This is a genomic window from Corynebacterium sp. sy039, from assembly GCF_007904105.1.
Lineage (GTDB): Bacteria > Actinomycetota > Actinomycetes > Mycobacteriales > Mycobacteriaceae > Corynebacterium.
Genome location: NZ_CP042325.1, coordinates 1,565,348 through 1,582,770 on the forward strand (window position 1 = coordinate 1,565,348; position 17,423 = coordinate 1,582,770).

Genomic DNA, 17,423 nt, shown 5'->3' on the forward strand with positions numbered 1-17,423 from the left:
CTTGTGAGAACTGTATCAAAAAATACAAGTATCCCCACGCTACCCTTATCTTGGCTTTTACGCTAGATATGCTAGAGCATTACACTCTTTTAGGCTTCAAGAAACTTCTTCGGAACTTCTTTATGTGCAACACATGACGCTAAAAATTATTCCCTCACATATTCCATACGCATTTTCCATACGCATTCCACACACATTGCGCGTGCATTCCACAAAGTGCGGGTGTATGGGAGTTGTTACTTTGTCGCTTCTAATTGGTAGCCTTAGGAACGTGAAACTTCCTTGGAATGATGAGAAAAAGCAAGAGCAAGAATCAGTATCAGCTGCTTCGGCAGGAACTGCACGTCGACTAGCAAAAGAGCAACCTGGGGAGGAGCAAAAACCTCTGGCTGCAGAAACCTCAGAGACAAAGCCTCAAGAGTCTCAGCAGACCTCAAAGGCATACACTCCCAAGAAAGGTCATGCCACGCCTTCTCGTAAGCAGGCGCAACAGCATTTGGGGACATTTGAGTCGCGCTATGCTCCGCAAGGAACATACAGCGAGAATCGAAAAAAACGCAAGGAGCTCAAAGCGTCGATGAGCGCTGAGCAGTGGCGAGACTATAAGAAGAAAGAAAAGCAGGAACGGCAAAAGCAACAACGCGAAGCTCAAGCGGCAATGGATCGTGGAGAAGAAAAGTATCTTCTTGCACGCGACAAAGGACCGGAGCGTCGTTTTGTTCGTGATTTTATTGACTCCCGACGCTACCTCAATAATTACGTCATGCCTTTCGCAATTGTGCTGCTACTCATCTTGATTATTGGTCAACGTATGCCACAAATTGCGTCGATAATTTCTCTCGTAGCAATGATTATCATGCTGATTTTCTTTGCCGAAGGCATCTGGCTTGGTCGTGCGGCAGCACGTGCAACGAAAGCAAAGTTCCCCGATACTACCGAGTCTGGTTTTGGTCTAGGTTTTTATGCCTATGGTCGCGCCACCCAACCGAGAAAATGGCGTACTCCTAAACCACGTGTGTCCTTAGGAGAAAAGGTGAGTTAATGCGCACGCTTATTCTGGGTGGAGCGCGCTCTGGAAAATCTAGTTTCGCAGAGAATCTTATCGGCGAGGCTTCGTGTCTCTATATAGCCACTGCTCGCCCCACACCAGGTGATTATGACTTTGCAGAGCGCATTGCCCGGCATAAGTCGCGTCGGCCTGCGCACTGGTTCACTGAGCAGGAACGTGATCTCCTTGAGATACTTGAGGAGTACACACGCCCTCAGTCTCATCGCCCCGAGGTAGATTATATTCTTGTCGACGACTTGGGCACCTGGCTTAGCTATCAATATGACATTCACAAGGCGTGGGATAAACCTCGCGGAAGTCTCCACCACCTTTTTGATGAGCTAGTTGCAAAAATTAGCGCTTTTCCGAGCACCATTGATCTTATTTTTGTCTCTCCTGAAGTAGGGATGGGCATTATTCCTGAGTATCACGCTGGTAGACTTTTTCGTGATGAATTAGGGCTACTCAATCAGATGATAGCCAGTGCCGTCGATCGTAGTCTGTTCGTAGTGGCAGGACAAGCATTAGAGCTGCATAAAAGCTACGATTGAGGCTACAATCTTTATTTTTCCTGTGAGAGCCTTTTGAGAGTCGTTGAGGATTTCTTATGCACGCAAGTGATTTTTTCCCTAAAGTTCACGCCCCTGACGCAGATATAGCGCAACAAGCGCGTGATTTTCAACTCACGCTAACAAAACCTACCGGCTCACTAGCACGCTTAGAAACTCTGGGAGTATGGTTGAGTTCTTGCCAAGGGTGCGTGCCTCCTAAGAAAATTACTCGACCACGATTAGTGGTTTTTGCAGGCGATCATGGCATTGCTACGAAAAATGTTTCACCATATCCAATTGAGGTTTCTGTGCAGATGGCAGAAAATATCCGTCAAGGTGGTGCTGGTGTTAATGCCCTTGCTCAACAATCAGGCACGGGAATACGCGTTGCTGATATTTCACTATTCCACGAGGCCACCGGCCCAGAGCGTGTTTCTCAGTCCTGTGGTTCGATTGATGTGGAAGATGCAATGAGCGAGGAAGAACTCCACCGCGCAATCGAAATTGGTAAAACCATTGCAGACCAAGAGGTAGATTCAGGTGCTGACCTGCTTATGGCTGGTGATCTAGGCATTGGCAACACCACTCCTTCGGCAGTAATAATTGGACTGCTCACTCATAAAGAACCTGTGCTTGTCACCGGACGTGGCTCGGGGGTCGATGATCAAGGGTGGCAACGTAAAACAGCTGCTGTACGTGACGCTATGTTCCGTGCGCGCAAAGATCGTCACGATATTCTCACGCTCATGCGCAAAGTAACCTCACCTGAGCTAGCAGCTATGGCAGCGTTTCTTGCTCAAGCAGCTATTCGACGCACCCCTATCCTCTTAGACGGTGTTGTGGTTACAGCAGCGGCAATGCTTGCAGAAAATCTTGCTCCTGGTGCTAAAGCCTGGATGCAAGCTGGGCACCAATCTGCTGAGCCGGCACACGCTTTTGCACTGGAGTATTTAGAGCTCAATCCCCTACTTCAATTGGGCATGCGCTTGGGTGAAGGTTCAGGTGCAGCAGCAGCTGTTCCATTGGTAATGATGAGCGCCAACATCATGAATGATATGGAAACCTTTGCTTCAGCTGGGGTTTCTGGTAGTGATGCAGTTCCTGTTGGCCGCTTTAAGGATTGCTCCTAGTATGTCAGGAAAAGTGGACTTTGTCCCTGGTAGCCACGGTTCTGCTTGGCTTGAAGGACCAGCTACAGCACTGAGTTGGCTAACCATCATACCTATTCGTGGTGCCGAAGCATTTGACCGTACTACCGGTGCTCGCGTAATGGCATCGTTACCTGTGGTTGGTATCGTCTTTGGACTCGTAGGTAGTGCTTTAGCATGGCTTTTTCTCTCGCTACATATTTTTCCTTTTCTCAGCGCTGTACTGATCATTAGTGCATGGCAGCTTTTTAATCGTTTCATGCATCTAGATGGTTTTGCTGATGTTGCCGATGCACTTGGTTCCTATGCTCCGCCGCAAAAAGCTCGCGACATCCTTTCCGACCCTCATGCCGGCCTTATTGCTATTGCCAGTGTGGTCCTTGCCCTGGGCGTCGAAATAGCAGCTATTTTTTGTTTGTTAGATGCTGCTATGACTACCCGCATCAGCACCCCGACGTTACTGATTAGTATCTTCTTCATTCCGGTTATTTCACGAATTTGTGCCATGATAGGTGCTCATCGGCGTTTTTACCCTATGCGCACCCAAGGTTTTGGCGCATTGTTCATCGGTCATGTGCAGACCTGGTGGGTAGCATTATGGGCTTTCTTGGCGTTAGTTTTGTGCTTTTCCTTAGCCCTGATGTGCGCAGCACCTGTTATGGCTCTTATGCTCAGTGTGAGTGTTGCCTTGGTGGTGAGTATTATCGTTGCCACCATCTGTGCCATTCATTGCTTTCGACGTTTTCGCGGACTCAATGGTGACACCAACGGTTTTATCTTAGAGATGAGCGTCGTAAGTTGTTCTGTGGTGTTCGCGGTTCTATTGCCGCTACTGCCATGAGTGCTGCACATAAATAAACCTGGTGCACACCATGTGCACCAGGTAAGCGGCAAAGAAAATAGCGCCCTTAAGGCTCGATAAGAGTATACATCCAACCGTGGATGTCTTCTTCAGTGCCTTTTTGGATACCAGTGAGTTTTTCACGCAATTGCATAGTTATCTCTCCTGGTTGATTGCCGTTGATACTGAATTGCCCTTGTGGATATTTTGCAGAACCAACAGGGGTAATAACTGCTGCGGTACCACAAGCAAAAGTTTCGCTCATCTCACCGCTACGCGATTTTTCTTCCCATTCTTGGACAGAAATTAAGCGTTCTTGTGCATGATAGCCAAGATCTTGAGCGAGCTGAACAATGCTCTGTCGGGTGACACCTGGCAGAATTGAACCAGATAATCTCGGCGTAATGACCTGTGCGTCTTTTCCTTTCCCCTGCACAAAAAACATATTCATGCCACCCATTTCTTCAATATAGGTGCGTTCTTTGGCATCAAGCCATACCACTTGCTCACAGCCTTCTTCTGTTGCCTGAGCCTGGGCGAGCAAAGAAGCAGCATAGTTACCAGCACACTTTGCCGCACCTGTTCCTCCTGGAGCAGCGCGAACATAATCAGTGCTCAACCATACTGATACCGGTTTGATCCCATCGGCAAAATATGCTCCTGCAGGAGAAGCGATAAGAATATACATATATGACTGCGATGGGGAAACCCCTAGAGTATTTTCTGTAGCAATCATAAAGGGGCGCAAGTAGAGCACTTCTTCCCCACCTGGAGCTGGAACCCAATCACGGTCAATATCAACAAGTTGACGTATGGATTCTATGAACAGTTCTTCCGGCAACTCTGGCATAGCAAGACGTTGTGCTGATGCTTGAAAGCGGTGTGCATTTTCTAGTGGGCGGAAAGTCTTAATGCTTCCGTCGGCATGGCGATAGGCTTTGAGTCCCTCAAAAATTGCCTGACCATAATGCAGCACGCTTGTTGCTGGATCAAGAGAAATCGGCTGGTACGGCACCACTTTGGCATCGTGCCAACCTTGCTCTTTATTCCAGTTGATTGTCACCATATGGTCGCTAAAATGCTTACCGAAACCTGGGTTAGCAAGGATTTCTTGGAGCCGCTCTGGTGACGTCGGAGTTGTGGTTTTCTGAACTGTGAAAGTAGAAGACGTCATGCTCCTTGAATATACACCTTGTTCAGAGCAGGGAGAAAATCATATTTTCCGCTATTGTAGAAATACTCCCAGATATGTTTTTCTACTCATTCAAGCGCATCATGCAAGCGCGGGGAAAGCATAACGATTACGGAAGGTTGTATTGTGACATCTCAATTTGATTTGCCAGCACGTGGCACAAAAACAAAGCTCACCCTAGCGAAAAAGCTCCCTGAATCTTTTGACTGTCTAGTTGTTCCTGTGTTTCAAGGAGAACACGATTTAGAACTAGCAGCCAGCGATTATTTCTCCGAAACCGCCAACTTGGATATATGGAAGTCGCTGATTGCAGTAGGAGCAACAGGTAAAGTAGCTGAGCTCACAAAGGTTCCTGCTGGCGAGAACTCTCCAGCGGATTTTGTTCTTGCTGTGGGGCTAGGTGATAGCCAAGAACTCGATGAGGAAACAATCCGTCGCGCTACCGGCGCTGCTGCACGTGCGCTAACCGGGGTAAATACTGTTGTCACAACCATTGGCGCTTTTGGGATGCAAGCAGCCGTAGAGGGCTTTGGCCTCGGTGCTTATCACTATCGCGGCTTAAAAAATCACAAGAACAATGCCAAAAATACCGCACATAACGAGCCAGTGAAGAAAGTAGTTTTCTTACATAACGCTAAAGGTGATAAAGAGATAGTTCGCAATGCCAAAGTGACCGTTAATGCGGTGAACTTAGCTCGCGATTTAGTCAATACTTCATCTGCACATCTTTACCCGGAAAGTTATGCAGCCATTATTGGACAACTTGCCAAACCACTTGGGATTGACGTCGAGGTGCTGGCGGAAAAAGAGCTCAAAAAGCAGGGTTTTGGTGGCATTTTGGCAGTAGGTATGGGGTCAGCTCGTACCCCTCGGCTGGTGCGCTTATCATGGGCACCGAAGGATAAGGATACCGCTAAAGAATTGCCTCATGTAGCAATGGTGGGTAAGGGAATTACCTTTGATACTGGTGGCATTTCGCTCAAACCGGGTGCTCAGATGGATCACATGATTTCTGATATGGGTGGTTCTGCAGCCGTTGTTGCTACGGTTCTAGCTGCAGCACGCTTGAAATTGAATGTACGTATCACCGCTACTATTCCGCTAGCAGAGAATATGCCTAGTGGTCACGCATATCGTCCAGGCGATGTCATCACTCACTATGGCGGTATCACGACCGAGGTGCTCAATACTGATGCAGAAGGACGCCTTGTGCTTGCCGACGCTATTGCCAGGGCGTGTGAGGATAAGCCACAGTATCTGCTCGAAGCAGCGACTCTTACAGGTGCCCAGATTGTTGCACTCGGACATCGTATCTCAGGTGTCATGGGTTCAGATGAATTCCGTGATCGTGTTGTTGCTGCTGGTCAGACTGTAGGCGAACAAGCATGGGCAATGCCATTGCCTACTGAGCTTAGCGACGCAATCAAATCCCCTGTGGCTGATTTACGTAATATCAGTGCTAATTCTGGGGGCGGTATGTTAGTGGCTGGCTGTTACTTGCAGGAGTTCGTTGCTGATGATGTGCAGTGGGCACATATTGATATTGCCGGACCATCGTTTAATACCAGTGGTGAACACGGTTATACCCCCACACGTGCGACAGGTGTGCCAGTGCGTACATTCCTCAAAGTGCTCAGTGAGCTTGCCGACGCTAACTAACGCATTCTGGGCTGTTATCTCTTGTCTGTATGATCGCTGTGATTCCCCTCCCCTGATCCTGATAACAGCCCTTTTCTTTATTGCTTATCGCGATATTCTCGCTCAAACTTTTCTCGACGTTTCTTCTGCTCTGCACGTTTTTTAAGAATACGATCGCGTTCAATTTTCTCACGCATACGCTGGGGATACCCTGTTTCTTCTACATCATAAATTGGAATATCAAGCCGTTGTGCGAGCATATCAATGCTTCGCGGGCCACCAATTCTGCGGCGCGTAAACTCGCCGGTGATGTCAACCAGCACAATCGACATTTCATTGATGAGGGTTTCTGGTTCCACAAAACCTTCGACGCCCATATGTTCAGTTGTCCAACGCACCAAGAATTGCACGTCTTCTTCCTGCATTTTCTTCATATGAGTGTGAGCAGAGTGCGACCGTCGGGAGGTTGTTTTCTGCCTAGATTTTCGACCAAATAAATTGAACACAGCTCATATTCTAAAGATTTTTTTAACCGCATTGCCCCCGAAAGTCACATAAAGTTCCTTTAGACGGTACTCTCTAAAGTATTAACGTTTTCCAGACACTAAAATCCGAGGAGTCTAAAACAAAAATGGCGCACTCAGTAGTTATGCCAGAACTTGGTGAATCAGTCACCGAAGGCACCATCACCCAATGGCTCAAATCTGTAGGAGACACCGTCGCAGTAGACGAACCACTACTCGAAGTCTCCACAGACAAAGTAGACACCGAAGTACCATCACCAGTAGCAGGCGTACTATTGGAGATTAAAGCGCAAGAGGACGATACCATTGACGTTGGTGAAGTCATTGCGATTATTGGTGACGCAGACGAAGCTCCTGCCGAGCAGCCTGCACAACCAGCGCAACAAGCAGCACCAGCACCAGCTGCCGAAGAAAAACCAGCACAGAGCGCACAACCAGCACAGAGTGCAGACGCTGCTGACGCTACCGACGTTGTTATGCCAGAACTTGGTGAATCAGTCACCGAAGGCACTATCACCCAATGGCTCAAATCTGTAGGAGACACCGTCGCAGTAGACGAACCACTACTCGAAGTCTCCACAGACAAAGTAGACACCGAAGTACCATCACCAGTAGCAGGAACCATCCTTGAAATCCTCGCTGCAGAAGACGACACCGTCGACGTAGGAGACGTTATCGTCCGAATCGGAACCCCAGGCGCTGCCCCAACACAGCAAGCAGCACCAACCGAAACACAAGCTCCTGCCGAGCAGCCTGCACAACCAGCGCAACAAGCAGCACCAGCACCAGCTGCCGAAGAAAAACCAGCACAGAGCGCACAACCAGCACAGAGTGCAGACGCTGCTGACGCTACCGACGTTGTTATGCCAGAACTTGGTGAATCAGTCACCGAAGGCACTATCACCCAATGGCTCAAATCTGTAGGAGACACCGTCGCAGTAGACGAACCACTACTCGAAGTCTCCACAGACAAAGTAGACACCGAAGTACCATCACCAGTAGCAGGAACCATCCTTGAAATCCTCGCTGCAGAAGACGACACCGTCGACGTAGGAGACGTTATCGTCCGAATCGGAACCCCAGGCGCTGCCCCAACACAGCAAGCAGCACCAACCGAAACACAAGCTCCTGCCGAGCAGCCTGCACAACCAGCGCAACAAGCAGCACCAGCACCAGCTGCCGAAGAAAAACCAGCACAGAGCGCACAACCAGCACAGAGTGCAGACGCTGCTGACGCTACCGACGTTGTTATGCCAGAACTTGGTGAATCAGTCACCGAAGGCACTATCACCCAATGGCTCAAATCTGTAGGAGACACCGTCGCAGTAGACGAACCACTACTCGAAGTCTCCACAGACAAAGTAGACACCGAAGTACCATCACCAGTAGCAGGAACCATCCTTGAAATCCTCGCTGCAGAAGACGACACCGTCGACGTAGGAGACGTTATCGTCCGAATCGGAACCCCAGGCGCTGCCCCAACACAGCAAGCAGCACCAACCGAAACACAAGCTCCTGCCGAGCAGCCTGCACAACCAGCGCAACAAGCAGCACCAGCACCAGCTGCCGAAGAAAAACCAGCACAGAGTGCACAACCAGCACAGCAGCCTGAAAAAGTGAACAACGGCAATGTGCCTTATGTGACACCACTTGTGCGTAAGCTGGCAGAAAAGCATGGTGTGGACTTGTCTACCGTCGAGGGCACTGGTGTTGGCGGTCGTATCCGTAAGCAGGATGTGCTTGCTGCTGCTAATGGCGCTGACACAGGTAGCGCTACTGATTCACAGAGCAAGAGCAATGCTCAGGCTGCCGATCCACGCGCGAACTGGTCAACGAAGTCTGTTGATCCTGCTAAGGCAGAGCTTATTGGCACTACGCAGAAAGTTAATCGTATCCGTGAGATTACCGCTGCCAAGATGGTTGAAGCGTTGCAGATTTCTGCGCAGCTCACGCACTTGCAGGAAGTTGATGTCACAAAAATTGCTGAGTTGCGTAAGCAACATAAGCCTGCGTTCCAGCAAAAGCATGGGGTAAATCTTACGTACTTGCCATTCTTTGTTAAGGCTACTGTTGAGGCGCTTATTAGCCACCCGAATGTCAATGCATCGTACAATGCAGAGACTAAGGAAATGACCTACCACTCAGACGTTAATGTTGCTATTGCTGTTGATACTCCTCGTGGTTTGCTGACCCCTGTTATTCATAAAGCTCAGGATCTTAGCTTGGTTGATATTGCTAAGGCTATCGTCGAGTTGGCTGATAAGGCACGCAACAATAAGCTCAAGCCAAATGATCTGACCGGGGCAACATTTACTGTTACCAATATCGGTTCTGAAGGGGCATTATCTGATACCCCAATTCTTGTACCACCACAAGCAGGAATTTTGGGAACTGCAGCGATTCAGAAACGCCCTGTTGTGGTTACCGAAGACGGTGTGGACGCTATTGCGATTCGTCAGATGTGCTACTTGCCATTTACCTATGATCACCAAGTTGTTGACGGTGCAGATGCTGGTCGTTTCACCGCAACAATCAAGGATCGTCTCGAAACCGCTAATTTTGAGGCAGAGCTAGAGCTCTAGTTGCCTGTCACGGCAGCACACCTCCCCGGCGCACGGTATAACAATTGCCGTGTTCCGGGGATTTTCCTTACCCTAAAGCAGGGGTGAAAAACTATGCGCAGCATTGCATATTTTCCATCTTATACAGCGAAAAGGTGCCAGCATATCGCACTGAATTACCCTACGCATATCCCGACCTACCAAGCCCTACTTTCGCAATAAGTAATGCCATATAATGACGGGGATAGTTCACTGCAGCATACACATCATGCAAAGGAGTTTCTAGCCATAATGACGCTATCTTCTTCACCATATTTATCCCGCCACATCGGCCCGGATAATGCAGAACGTACACATATGCTAGAGCGGCTGGGTTATGACAGCCTCGAAGCACTTGTCACTGCCGCAGTTCCCGCCTCAATCCGCAGCGAGGCGCCAACCTTAGCACCAGCCCTTAGCGAAGAAGAAGCACAAGCAAAACTTCGTTCCTACGCACGGCAAAATACAGTGCTGAAATCCTTTTATGGGCAGGGCTACTACGACACCCTCACCCCACCAGTTATTCGTCGCAATATCGTGGAAGATCCAGGCTGGTACACCGCCTATACGCCTTATCAACCAGAAATTTCTCAAGGACGCTTGGAAGCATTGCTCAACTTCCAGACCATGATTGAGGAAATCACCGGTTTACCTGTCGCCAACGCATCATTGCTTGATGAAGCAAGTGCTGCCGCAGAAGCTATTGCTCTCATGGGTCGAGTACAGAAAAAAGGTCGTCGGGTTATCCTTGACCAACGCCTCCACCCGCAAGTGCTAGCAGTTGCGGCTCAACGCGCACGCGCTATTGATATTGAAGTAGAAATTAGCGATCCTACCTCTGGTTTAGCTGGTGATGATCTCATTGGCGTGGTGCTGGCATATCCTGGCACCAAAGGCGATATTCAAGATATTTCTGGCGCCATTGCAGATATTCATGCTCGCGGTGGTCTAGCTGCCGTTGCCACAGACTTGCTTGCTTTGCAATTACTCAAGTCACCAGGTGAGTTAGGTGCAGATATCGCCTTTGGTTCCTCACAGCGTTTTGGTGTCCCCCTCTTTTTCGGTGGGCCTCATGCAGCTTTCATGTCAGTCACAGATGCTTTGCGACGTCAACTCCCTGGTCGTATCGTCGGTGTGTCTATTGACGCAGCTGGTCGTCCGGCTTATCGCTTGGCTTTGCAGACCCGAGAACAGCATATTCGTCGAGAGCGTGCAACAAGCAATATCTGTACTGCTCAGGCTTTGCTCGCAGTGTGTGCTTCGATGTATGCAGTGTGGCATGGTGGCGCAGGGTTAAAAACTATTGCCCAAAGAATTCATAGCCGAGCGGTATCTTTTGCTCGTGCGATTGATACCTGCACTGATGTCACTCTTGTGTCACATGAGTTTTTTGACACTGTCACAGTCTCAGCACCAGGAAAAGCTGCACAAATCACAGATCGCTTGGCTGAGCAAGGGTATCTTGTGCGTGCCATTGGGCAGGACGAAGTGTCTATTGCCTTCGGCGAATCTGCAACTCACGAAGATGTGGTACAGCTTGCAGCGGCTTTTGATGCTCAGGTAGCAGATGAGCCAGCAACAGAGCACAGCGCTATTCCTGATTATGCTCAACGCGATACGACAGCACTAACACACCCCATTTTCAACTCGGTACATTCCGAAACTCAAATGTTGCGCTATCTGCGCACTCTCAAAGACAAAGACCTGGCTTTAGATCGCACCATGATTCCATTGGGTTCATGCACAATGAAGCTCAATCCTAGTGCGGGTATGGAACCAATTACCTGGCCTGAGTTTGCCAATATCCACCCTTATGCTCCTGAATCGCATACTGCTGGTTGGCGTGCGCTTATTGCAGAACTTGAGTCATGGCTAGCAGAGATTACTGGCTATGCCAAAGTTTCTGTGCAGCCTAATGCTGGTTCTCAAGGCGAGCTTGCTGGTTTATTGGCGATTCGTCGTTATCATCTTTCTCGTGGAGATACTGAGCGCAATATCGTCCTTATTCCGCAATCAGCTCATGGCACTAATGCTGCATCTGCTACCCTGGCAAATTTGCGTGTAGTGGTGGTAGCAACCGCTAGCGATGGTTCGATTGATCTGGAAGATCTAGACGCAAAACTCGAAAAGCACTCTGGTCATGTAGCAGCAATTATGATTACTTACCCCTCTACACACGGGGTGTTTGAGGAGACAGTACGCACCGTCTGCGATAAGGTACACGCTGCTGGCGGGCAGGTATATCTTGATGGTGCTAATCTCAATGCACTCGCAGGTATTGCACAGCCTGGTCAATTTGGTGGAGATGTCTCTCACCTGAATCTGCATAAAACCTTCACCATTCCACATGGCGGCGGCGGTCCAGGTGTTGGTCCTGTGGCAGTTGCTGCACACCTTGTGCCATTCTTGCCTACTGACCCGAATACTGCCGATCCACACACTGACGCAGCACTAAACACTGGTGTTCCTATTGCAGCCACACAGTATGGTTCTGCTGGTGTCCTTCCTATTTCTTGGGCGTATATCGCCATGATGGGAGGCGCTGGCCTCAAGGAGGCTACTGCCTCAGCTATTTTGGGCGCTAATTATCTTGCTCATGAGCTCAGTGATTCTTTCCCTATCCTCTACACTGGCGCTCATGGTCTTGTGGCGCATGAATGTATCCTTGACCTGCGTGAGATCACCGATAAGACTGGTGTCACTGCAACCGACGTCGCAAAGCGTCTGATTGATTTTGGTTTCCATGCACCAACATTGTCTTTCCCTGTAGCAGGAACACTCATGGTGGAGCCTACCGAGTCAGAAGATTTAGCAGAGTTGGATCGCTTTATTGAAGCCATGCGTACCATTCGAGCGGAAATTGATGCTATTGCCCAGGGTGCGGTTGCTTATGAAGACTCTGTGCTACGCCATGCACCGTTCACTGCTCACGACGTATGTGCTGACGAGTGGGATTACGTTTTCCCTCGTTCGCAGGCGGTATACCCGGTTGCCCATCTCAAGAAGGCAAAATACTTCCCACCGGTGCGTCGCCTCGACGAAGCCTATGGTGATCGCAATTTCATTTGCACGTGTCCACCACCAGAAGCATTTGATTACCAGGATTAACCACGAACTAACACGTACGTGTACCAAGAAGTATCAAAGCGTACCAAGGAGAAAAATTGTCTGAGCTTATTCATTCCCCATTGCATAATGAGCATGAGAAACTAGAGGCGCGGTTTACCCCATTTGGGCAATGGAATATGCCGCTAAAATATGGCTCTGAGCTAGAAGAACACCGGGCAGTGCGTAGTGCTGCTGGATTATTCGATCTTTCTCATATGGGTGAGATTCGCGTATCAGGTGCTCAAGCTGGTGAGTTCTTGGATTATGCCCTTATCTCTTTGCTGTCTGCCCTGCCCGTGGGCAAAGCAAAATACTCCATGATTGTTGCTGAAGATGGGGGCATTATCGACGATCTGATCACCTATCGTCTTGCCGAGCAGGAATACCTTGTGGTTCCTAATGCAGGCAATGCAACCACGGTTTTTGCTGAGTTAGAAAAACGTGCTGCCGGGTTTGAGGTTTCTGTAGTAGATGAGTCGAAAGATACTGCGCTTATTGCAGTTCAAGGGCCTCGGGCTGAGGAAATTGTGCTTGCAGCCACAGCGAATACCCCAGAAACAGATCCAGAGGTAGTGCGTAGTCTGCGTTATTATGCGTGCGCTCCGATTATGGTTGATCAGCTCGCGGTACTCTTAGCCCGCACTGGTTATACCGGTGAAGATGGCTTTGAGCTGTATGTTTCTGCAGAACAGGCTACAATTCTATGGCAAAAATTGCTTGCAGTTGGTGCCCAGTTTGGGCTTATTCCTGCTGGTCTTGCTGCGCGTGATTCTTTGCGTCTCGAAGCGGGAATGCCGCTTTATGGCAATGAGCTCTCCAGACAGCGTACTCCTATTTCTGCGGGTCTTGGTGTTTTGGTGTCTAAGAAAAAGCAGGGGGATTTCGTCGGCAAGCAAGCGCTGAGCAATACTGAGCAACCAACTCAGGTATTGGTTGGGTTGGTTAGCAAGGAGCGTCGAGCAGCACGCGCACATACCCCACTACTCGATGAAAACGATCAGGTAGTGGGTGAGGTAACTTCTGGGCAGCCGTCCCCCACGCTCGGTCATCCTATTGCGCTTGCTTATGTTGATCGCGCGTATCAAGAACCTGGTAGTGTTTTGCGTGCTGACATTCGCGGTAAGCATTATGCTTTTGAGGTTGTTAAGCTGCCATTTTATTCTCGTGATTAATGAGCTTATTGTGGCAACGAACCGCCGCCTTATCCCTTACACTGGTATGAGGAGTGGTGGCGTGTGCCGTATCTGCTGCTCACTCACTCTATTGGCCTTCATTGGCTCCATATTTTATTTTCAGGAAAGGATCAAGCTATGTCTACTACTGCTTTGCCACAGGATTACTCTTATTCGGAAGAACATGAGTGGATCAATACTACGCAGGTCAGCGCAGGTGACACTGTAAAGGTGGGGATCACTTCTGTTGCTGCTGATCGTCTTGGTGAGGTGGTTTTCGCTGAGCTTCCTCAGGTTGGCGATAGTATTGAGGCTGGTGAAACCTGTGGTGAGGTGGAATCCACCAAGTCTGTCTCTGACCTATACGCACCGGTTTCTGGCACAGTCGTTGCAGTCAATGACAATATCGACGCTGACTATGGGCTTATCAATAATGATCCTTTTGGTGAGGGTTGGCTCTTTGAGGTTGAAGTCAGTGCTAGCGGTGAACTCATGAGCGCTGATGAATATGCCCAGGCAAATGGTGTTGCATAATTCCTGAGTTTATATTGGTTTTCCTCTCCTTATGCTGTGCTCTCTATGCCGTGCGTTTCATCGCACGGCATAACAGGAGTATGTTGTAATTCATGACTGCTCCTCGTGATCCCTTCTTCCCCGCTGATCAATCAATCCGTGCCGATAATTCGCCACTGGATATTCGCCGTTTAGGCGAAATTGACTATCAACAAGCATGGGATTTACAAAATGAACTCGTTGCCCAGCGCGTATCTGGCGATATTGGCGACACAGTCCTCGTGTTAGAACATCCAGCCGTCTACACTGCTGGAAAGCGTACTCAGCCTGAAGATCGCCCTACCAATGGTTTACCAGTCATTGATGTTGACCGCGGCGGGCGTATTACGTGGCATGGTCCGGGGCAATTAGTGTTTTATCCGCTCATCAAATTAGCTGACCCTATTGATGTGGTCGATTATGTGCGCCGCATTGAAGAAGCACTAATCCAGGTGATACGCAATTACGCTGGTATCAGTAATGCTGGCAGAATTGATGGGCGCTCTGGGGTATGGATACCGGGCACCGGTGGTCGGGCTCATCGTAAGGTTGCTGCTTTGGGCATTCGCATTACGCGTGGCGTTACTATGCATGGTCTTGCACTTAATTGCAATAACACACTTGACTATTACAATCACATTGTTCCCTGCGGTATCACCGACGCGGGTGTCACTACCCTCTCGCAAGAATTAGGGCGTGAGATAAGTACCTCAGAGATGACCGATCCTCTTCTTGAGGCTCTTGATGCGGCTTTGTCTGGTCGTCTGCAAGTAGCAGACCACACTTTTGCCCAAGCACCAGACCCGACTAAGGGATTGCCGCGGCGTTCTGCGACACATATGCCACTTAAACCGCAACCATTAAATCTCTCTTTGGATTAAAAATCACCCTTTTTAAGCAGGGCTTTTCGACGCACGGCCAAAGGCGGAGTAGTCTGTGCGATGTGACTACATCAGCACCTGAAGGACGTAAACTACTTCGTATTGAAGCAAGAAACTCGCAAACCCCTATCGAGGCTAAGCCTCGGTGGATTCGTACTGCGGTAAAAACAGGACCTGAGTACCAAGATATTAAAAAGCGTGTGGCTGGTTCTGGTTTGCATACTGTATGCCAAGAAGCTGGCTGCCCGAATATCCACGAGTGTTGGGAATCCCGCGAAGCAACTTTCCTCATCGGTGGTGCTAATTGCTCTCGACGGTGTGATTTCTGCCAGATCAATTCAGCAAAACCAGAACCGCTAGATCGTGATGAGCCACGTCGAGTAGCGGAATCAGTAGAAATGGAACTAAAAACTACTCCACCATCACAGGTGTTACCCGTGACGATCTCGACGACGAGGGTGCCTGGTTGTATGCGGAAGTGGTGCGGCAGATTCACAAGCTCAACCCGCACACTGGCGTGGAAAACCTCACTCCTGATTTCTCTGGTAAAGCCGACTTACTTCAAGAAGTTTTCGAGGCACGCCCAGAAGTATTTGCACATAATCTAGAGACTGTACCACGTATTTTTAAGCGTATTCGCCCAGCATTCCGCTATGAGCGTTCTCTTGATGTTATTCGCCAAGCGCGTAACTTTGGTTTAGTGACCAAATCAAACCTCATCCTTGGTATGGGGGAAACACCAGAAGAAGTACGTGAAGCACTCGTTGATCTTCATTCGGCAGGGTGTGACATTATCACTATTACGCAGTATTTACGCCCTGGTGCGCTTTATCACCCCATTGACCGTTGGGTAAAACCTGAAGAGTTTATTGAGCACGCTGATTTTGCTCGTGAACTTGGTTTTGGTGCCGTCATGAGCGGACCTTTGGTGCGTTCTTCCTATCGCGCTGGTCGACTCTATGCTCAGGCTTTGGAAGCTCGTGGTGAACAATTGCCGGAGCATCTTGCTCACCTAGCTCATACTACCTCTGGTTCTACCGCGCAAGAGGCCAGTACCTTACTCGACAAATATGGTCCGTCCCAAGATACGCCTGTGGTGTCTTCTCGCGTATAAGAGTCACTGCCGACGCACACTGGTGAGCACTACAAAGGTTAGAGCTAGTAGTGTTCACTGGTTATGGTGTGTTTTTCGTACGCTGGGTAAATAGGCTCATAGAGCAGGCAATAAACCATCCAGCAGGTATGAGCAAGAATACTTATACAGTGAATTACAAGAATCTTTTACGCGATCAGTCGATCTCTGCCATACTAATGTGAACACATGGATGAATGATTGTTTTATTATGCGTCTTATGCTTTAGGCTTCTCTTTCGCGTTCCCATTCCGCTCGAGCTGCTGGTGACATAAGCAAACCAGTTCGCTCAATCCGCTGCCGAATGTCCTCCAACTCAACAGGAAAACATATCGTACCAACAATACGCACAGTAATAGTTTCTACTTTACCCCTATGCGGTATCTTCCACTGTCCCCGAATAAAAATAACTGGAAAAACACTAGGCCTATCAAAAATAATACCTGTTCCAGGCAATAATTCAGCACCACAATATCGAATAACAGTATTGCTTACTTCCAAAACAAGAAAACGCTTTTTCCTTGGCGTGGTATTAATCAGAATCAGAACCATCTGAATGGATACAACAACTACAGCAACCCCGCATATAGTAGATAATAAAAAATTAATAATAGTATGCGCTATAAACATATCCCAACTAATGCCAAAACAAGCTAGTGTTAAAGTAAGCAAAAACCCCATGAGCCTTACCGGTCTTAACCATACGGGATGATGTATAGCCAAATAATCACTGGTCTGCGTAGCAGTAGCAATGCGCTTAAGGATAAAACCAAACCACTTAGGAAAAAGCATGATAAGCGTCGCACTTCCCAGAAAAATCACAAATGGTGCTCCCAGCACAAATGCTTTACTTCCATTCCAAATTCTCTGGTAATCAGAAAGGTTCTGCACACCAAACACTATCAATGCTAAACCAAAGAACAGATAAAGTATCTTTTTCAGAAAAATTTTAAGAGGCATATCACACTCACTCATCGATCTGTTCAGCTACATATTTCCGATGGAAAATGAGAACTTTCCCACTGTATTTATGTCT

General features: G+C 48.7%; 13 protein-coding genes and 1 pseudogene. 11 read left to right on the forward strand and 3 right to left on the reverse strand.

Going from position 1 to position 17,423, the window contains the following annotated elements; genetic code table 11:
- The first annotated feature begins 271 nt into the window (after positions 1-271).
- Genes FQV43_RS07075 through FQV43_RS07090 form a run of 4 tightly spaced genes read left to right on the forward strand, consistent with a single transcriptional unit; the run spans position 272 to position 3,588 of the window.
- Entirely contained in the window at positions 272-1,042 is a 771-nt protein-coding gene (locus tag FQV43_RS07075) for a DUF3043 domain-containing protein (RefSeq protein ID WP_185967142.1), read from the forward strand.
- Positions 1,042-1,599 (forward strand): bifunctional adenosylcobinamide kinase/adenosylcobinamide-phosphate guanylyltransferase, encoded by a 558-nt coding sequence (locus FQV43_RS07080; protein ID WP_144273232.1) that lies wholly within the window; start codon positions 1,042-1,044, stop codon positions 1,597-1,599. The genes FQV43_RS07075 and FQV43_RS07080 overlap by 1 nt, the downstream gene beginning before the upstream one ends.
- 56 nt (positions 1,600-1,655) lie before the next feature.
- The gene (cobT, locus tag FQV43_RS07085) at positions 1,656-2,729 is read left to right on the forward strand and encodes a nicotinate-nucleotide--dimethylbenzimidazole phosphoribosyltransferase (protein ID WP_146339694.1); all 1,074 of its coding nucleotides are present in this window, start codon (positions 1,656-1,658) and stop codon (positions 2,727-2,729) included.
- Between the two features lies 1 nt (position 2,730).
- Positions 2,731-3,588: an adenosylcobinamide-GDP ribazoletransferase gene (locus FQV43_RS07090; protein WP_146339696.1), complete on the forward strand. Its 858-nt coding sequence runs from the start codon at positions 2,731-2,733 to the stop codon at positions 3,586-3,588.
- A 67-nt stretch (positions 3,589-3,655) separates the two neighbouring features.
- On the opposite strand, the gene FQV43_RS07095 is transcribed toward FQV43_RS07090, so the two are convergent.
- Positions 3,656-4,762, reverse strand: a complete 1,107-nt coding sequence (locus FQV43_RS07095) for a branched-chain amino acid aminotransferase (RefSeq protein WP_144273235.1) — start codon at positions 4,760-4,762, stop codon at positions 3,656-3,658.
- A 144-nt stretch (positions 4,763-4,906) separates the two neighbouring features.
- Here FQV43_RS07095 and FQV43_RS07100 point away from each other — a divergent pair, with 144 nt between their 5' ends.
- Positions 4,907-6,439, forward strand: a complete 1,533-nt coding sequence (locus tag FQV43_RS07100) for a leucyl aminopeptidase (protein ID WP_146339698.1) — start codon at positions 4,907-4,909, stop codon at positions 6,437-6,439.
- Positions 6,440-6,516: 77 nt separating this feature from the next.
- Here the strand turns inward: FQV43_RS07100 and FQV43_RS07105 are convergent, their stop codons facing one another.
- A complete protein-coding gene (locus FQV43_RS07105) occupies positions 6,517-6,852 on the reverse strand; it encodes an oxidoreductase (RefSeq protein ID WP_246846885.1) in 336 nt (111 codons plus the stop codon).
- Positions 6,853-7,049: 197 nt separating this feature from the next.
- Between FQV43_RS07105 and sucB the strand changes: the two genes are divergently transcribed.
- The 6 genes and pseudogenes from sucB (at position 7,050) to FQV43_RS07135 (ending at position 16,369) form a co-directional block, all read left to right on the forward strand.
- Positions 7,050-9,524, forward strand: a complete 2,475-nt coding sequence (gene sucB, locus FQV43_RS07110; RefSeq protein ID WP_146339700.1) for a 2-oxoglutarate dehydrogenase, E2 component, dihydrolipoamide succinyltransferase — start codon at positions 7,050-7,052, stop codon at positions 9,522-9,524.
- A 270-nt stretch (positions 9,525-9,794) separates the two neighbouring features.
- On the forward strand, positions 9,795-12,650 hold the full coding sequence (gcvP, locus tag FQV43_RS07115; protein WP_146339702.1) for an aminomethyl-transferring glycine dehydrogenase: 2,856 nt from the start codon (positions 9,795-9,797) through the stop codon (positions 12,648-12,650).
- Positions 12,651-12,706: 56 nt separating this feature from the next.
- Complete coding sequence (gcvT, locus tag FQV43_RS07120) at positions 12,707-13,822, forward strand: glycine cleavage system aminomethyltransferase GcvT (RefSeq protein WP_146339704.1); 1,116 nt, start codon at positions 12,707-12,709, stop codon at positions 13,820-13,822.
- 138 nt (positions 13,823-13,960) lie between these two features.
- A complete protein-coding gene (gcvH, locus tag FQV43_RS07125; protein WP_144273241.1) occupies positions 13,961-14,356 on the forward strand; it encodes a glycine cleavage system protein GcvH in 396 nt (131 codons plus the stop codon).
- A 92-nt stretch (positions 14,357-14,448) separates the two neighbouring features.
- Entirely contained in the window at positions 14,449-15,255 is an 807-nt protein-coding gene (gene lipB / locus FQV43_RS07130; protein ID WP_146339706.1) for a lipoyl(octanoyl) transferase LipB, read from the forward strand.
- Between the two features lie 53 nt (positions 15,256-15,308).
- Positions 15,309-16,369, forward strand: a pseudogene (locus FQV43_RS07135) (lipoyl synthase).
- A gap of 243 nt (positions 16,370-16,612) precedes the next feature.
- Here the strand turns inward: FQV43_RS07135 and FQV43_RS07140 are convergent.
- Entirely contained in the window at positions 16,613-17,227 is a 615-nt protein-coding gene (locus FQV43_RS07140) for a hypothetical protein (RefSeq protein WP_168195064.1), read from the reverse strand.
- Positions 17,228-17,423: the final 196 nt, after the last annotated feature.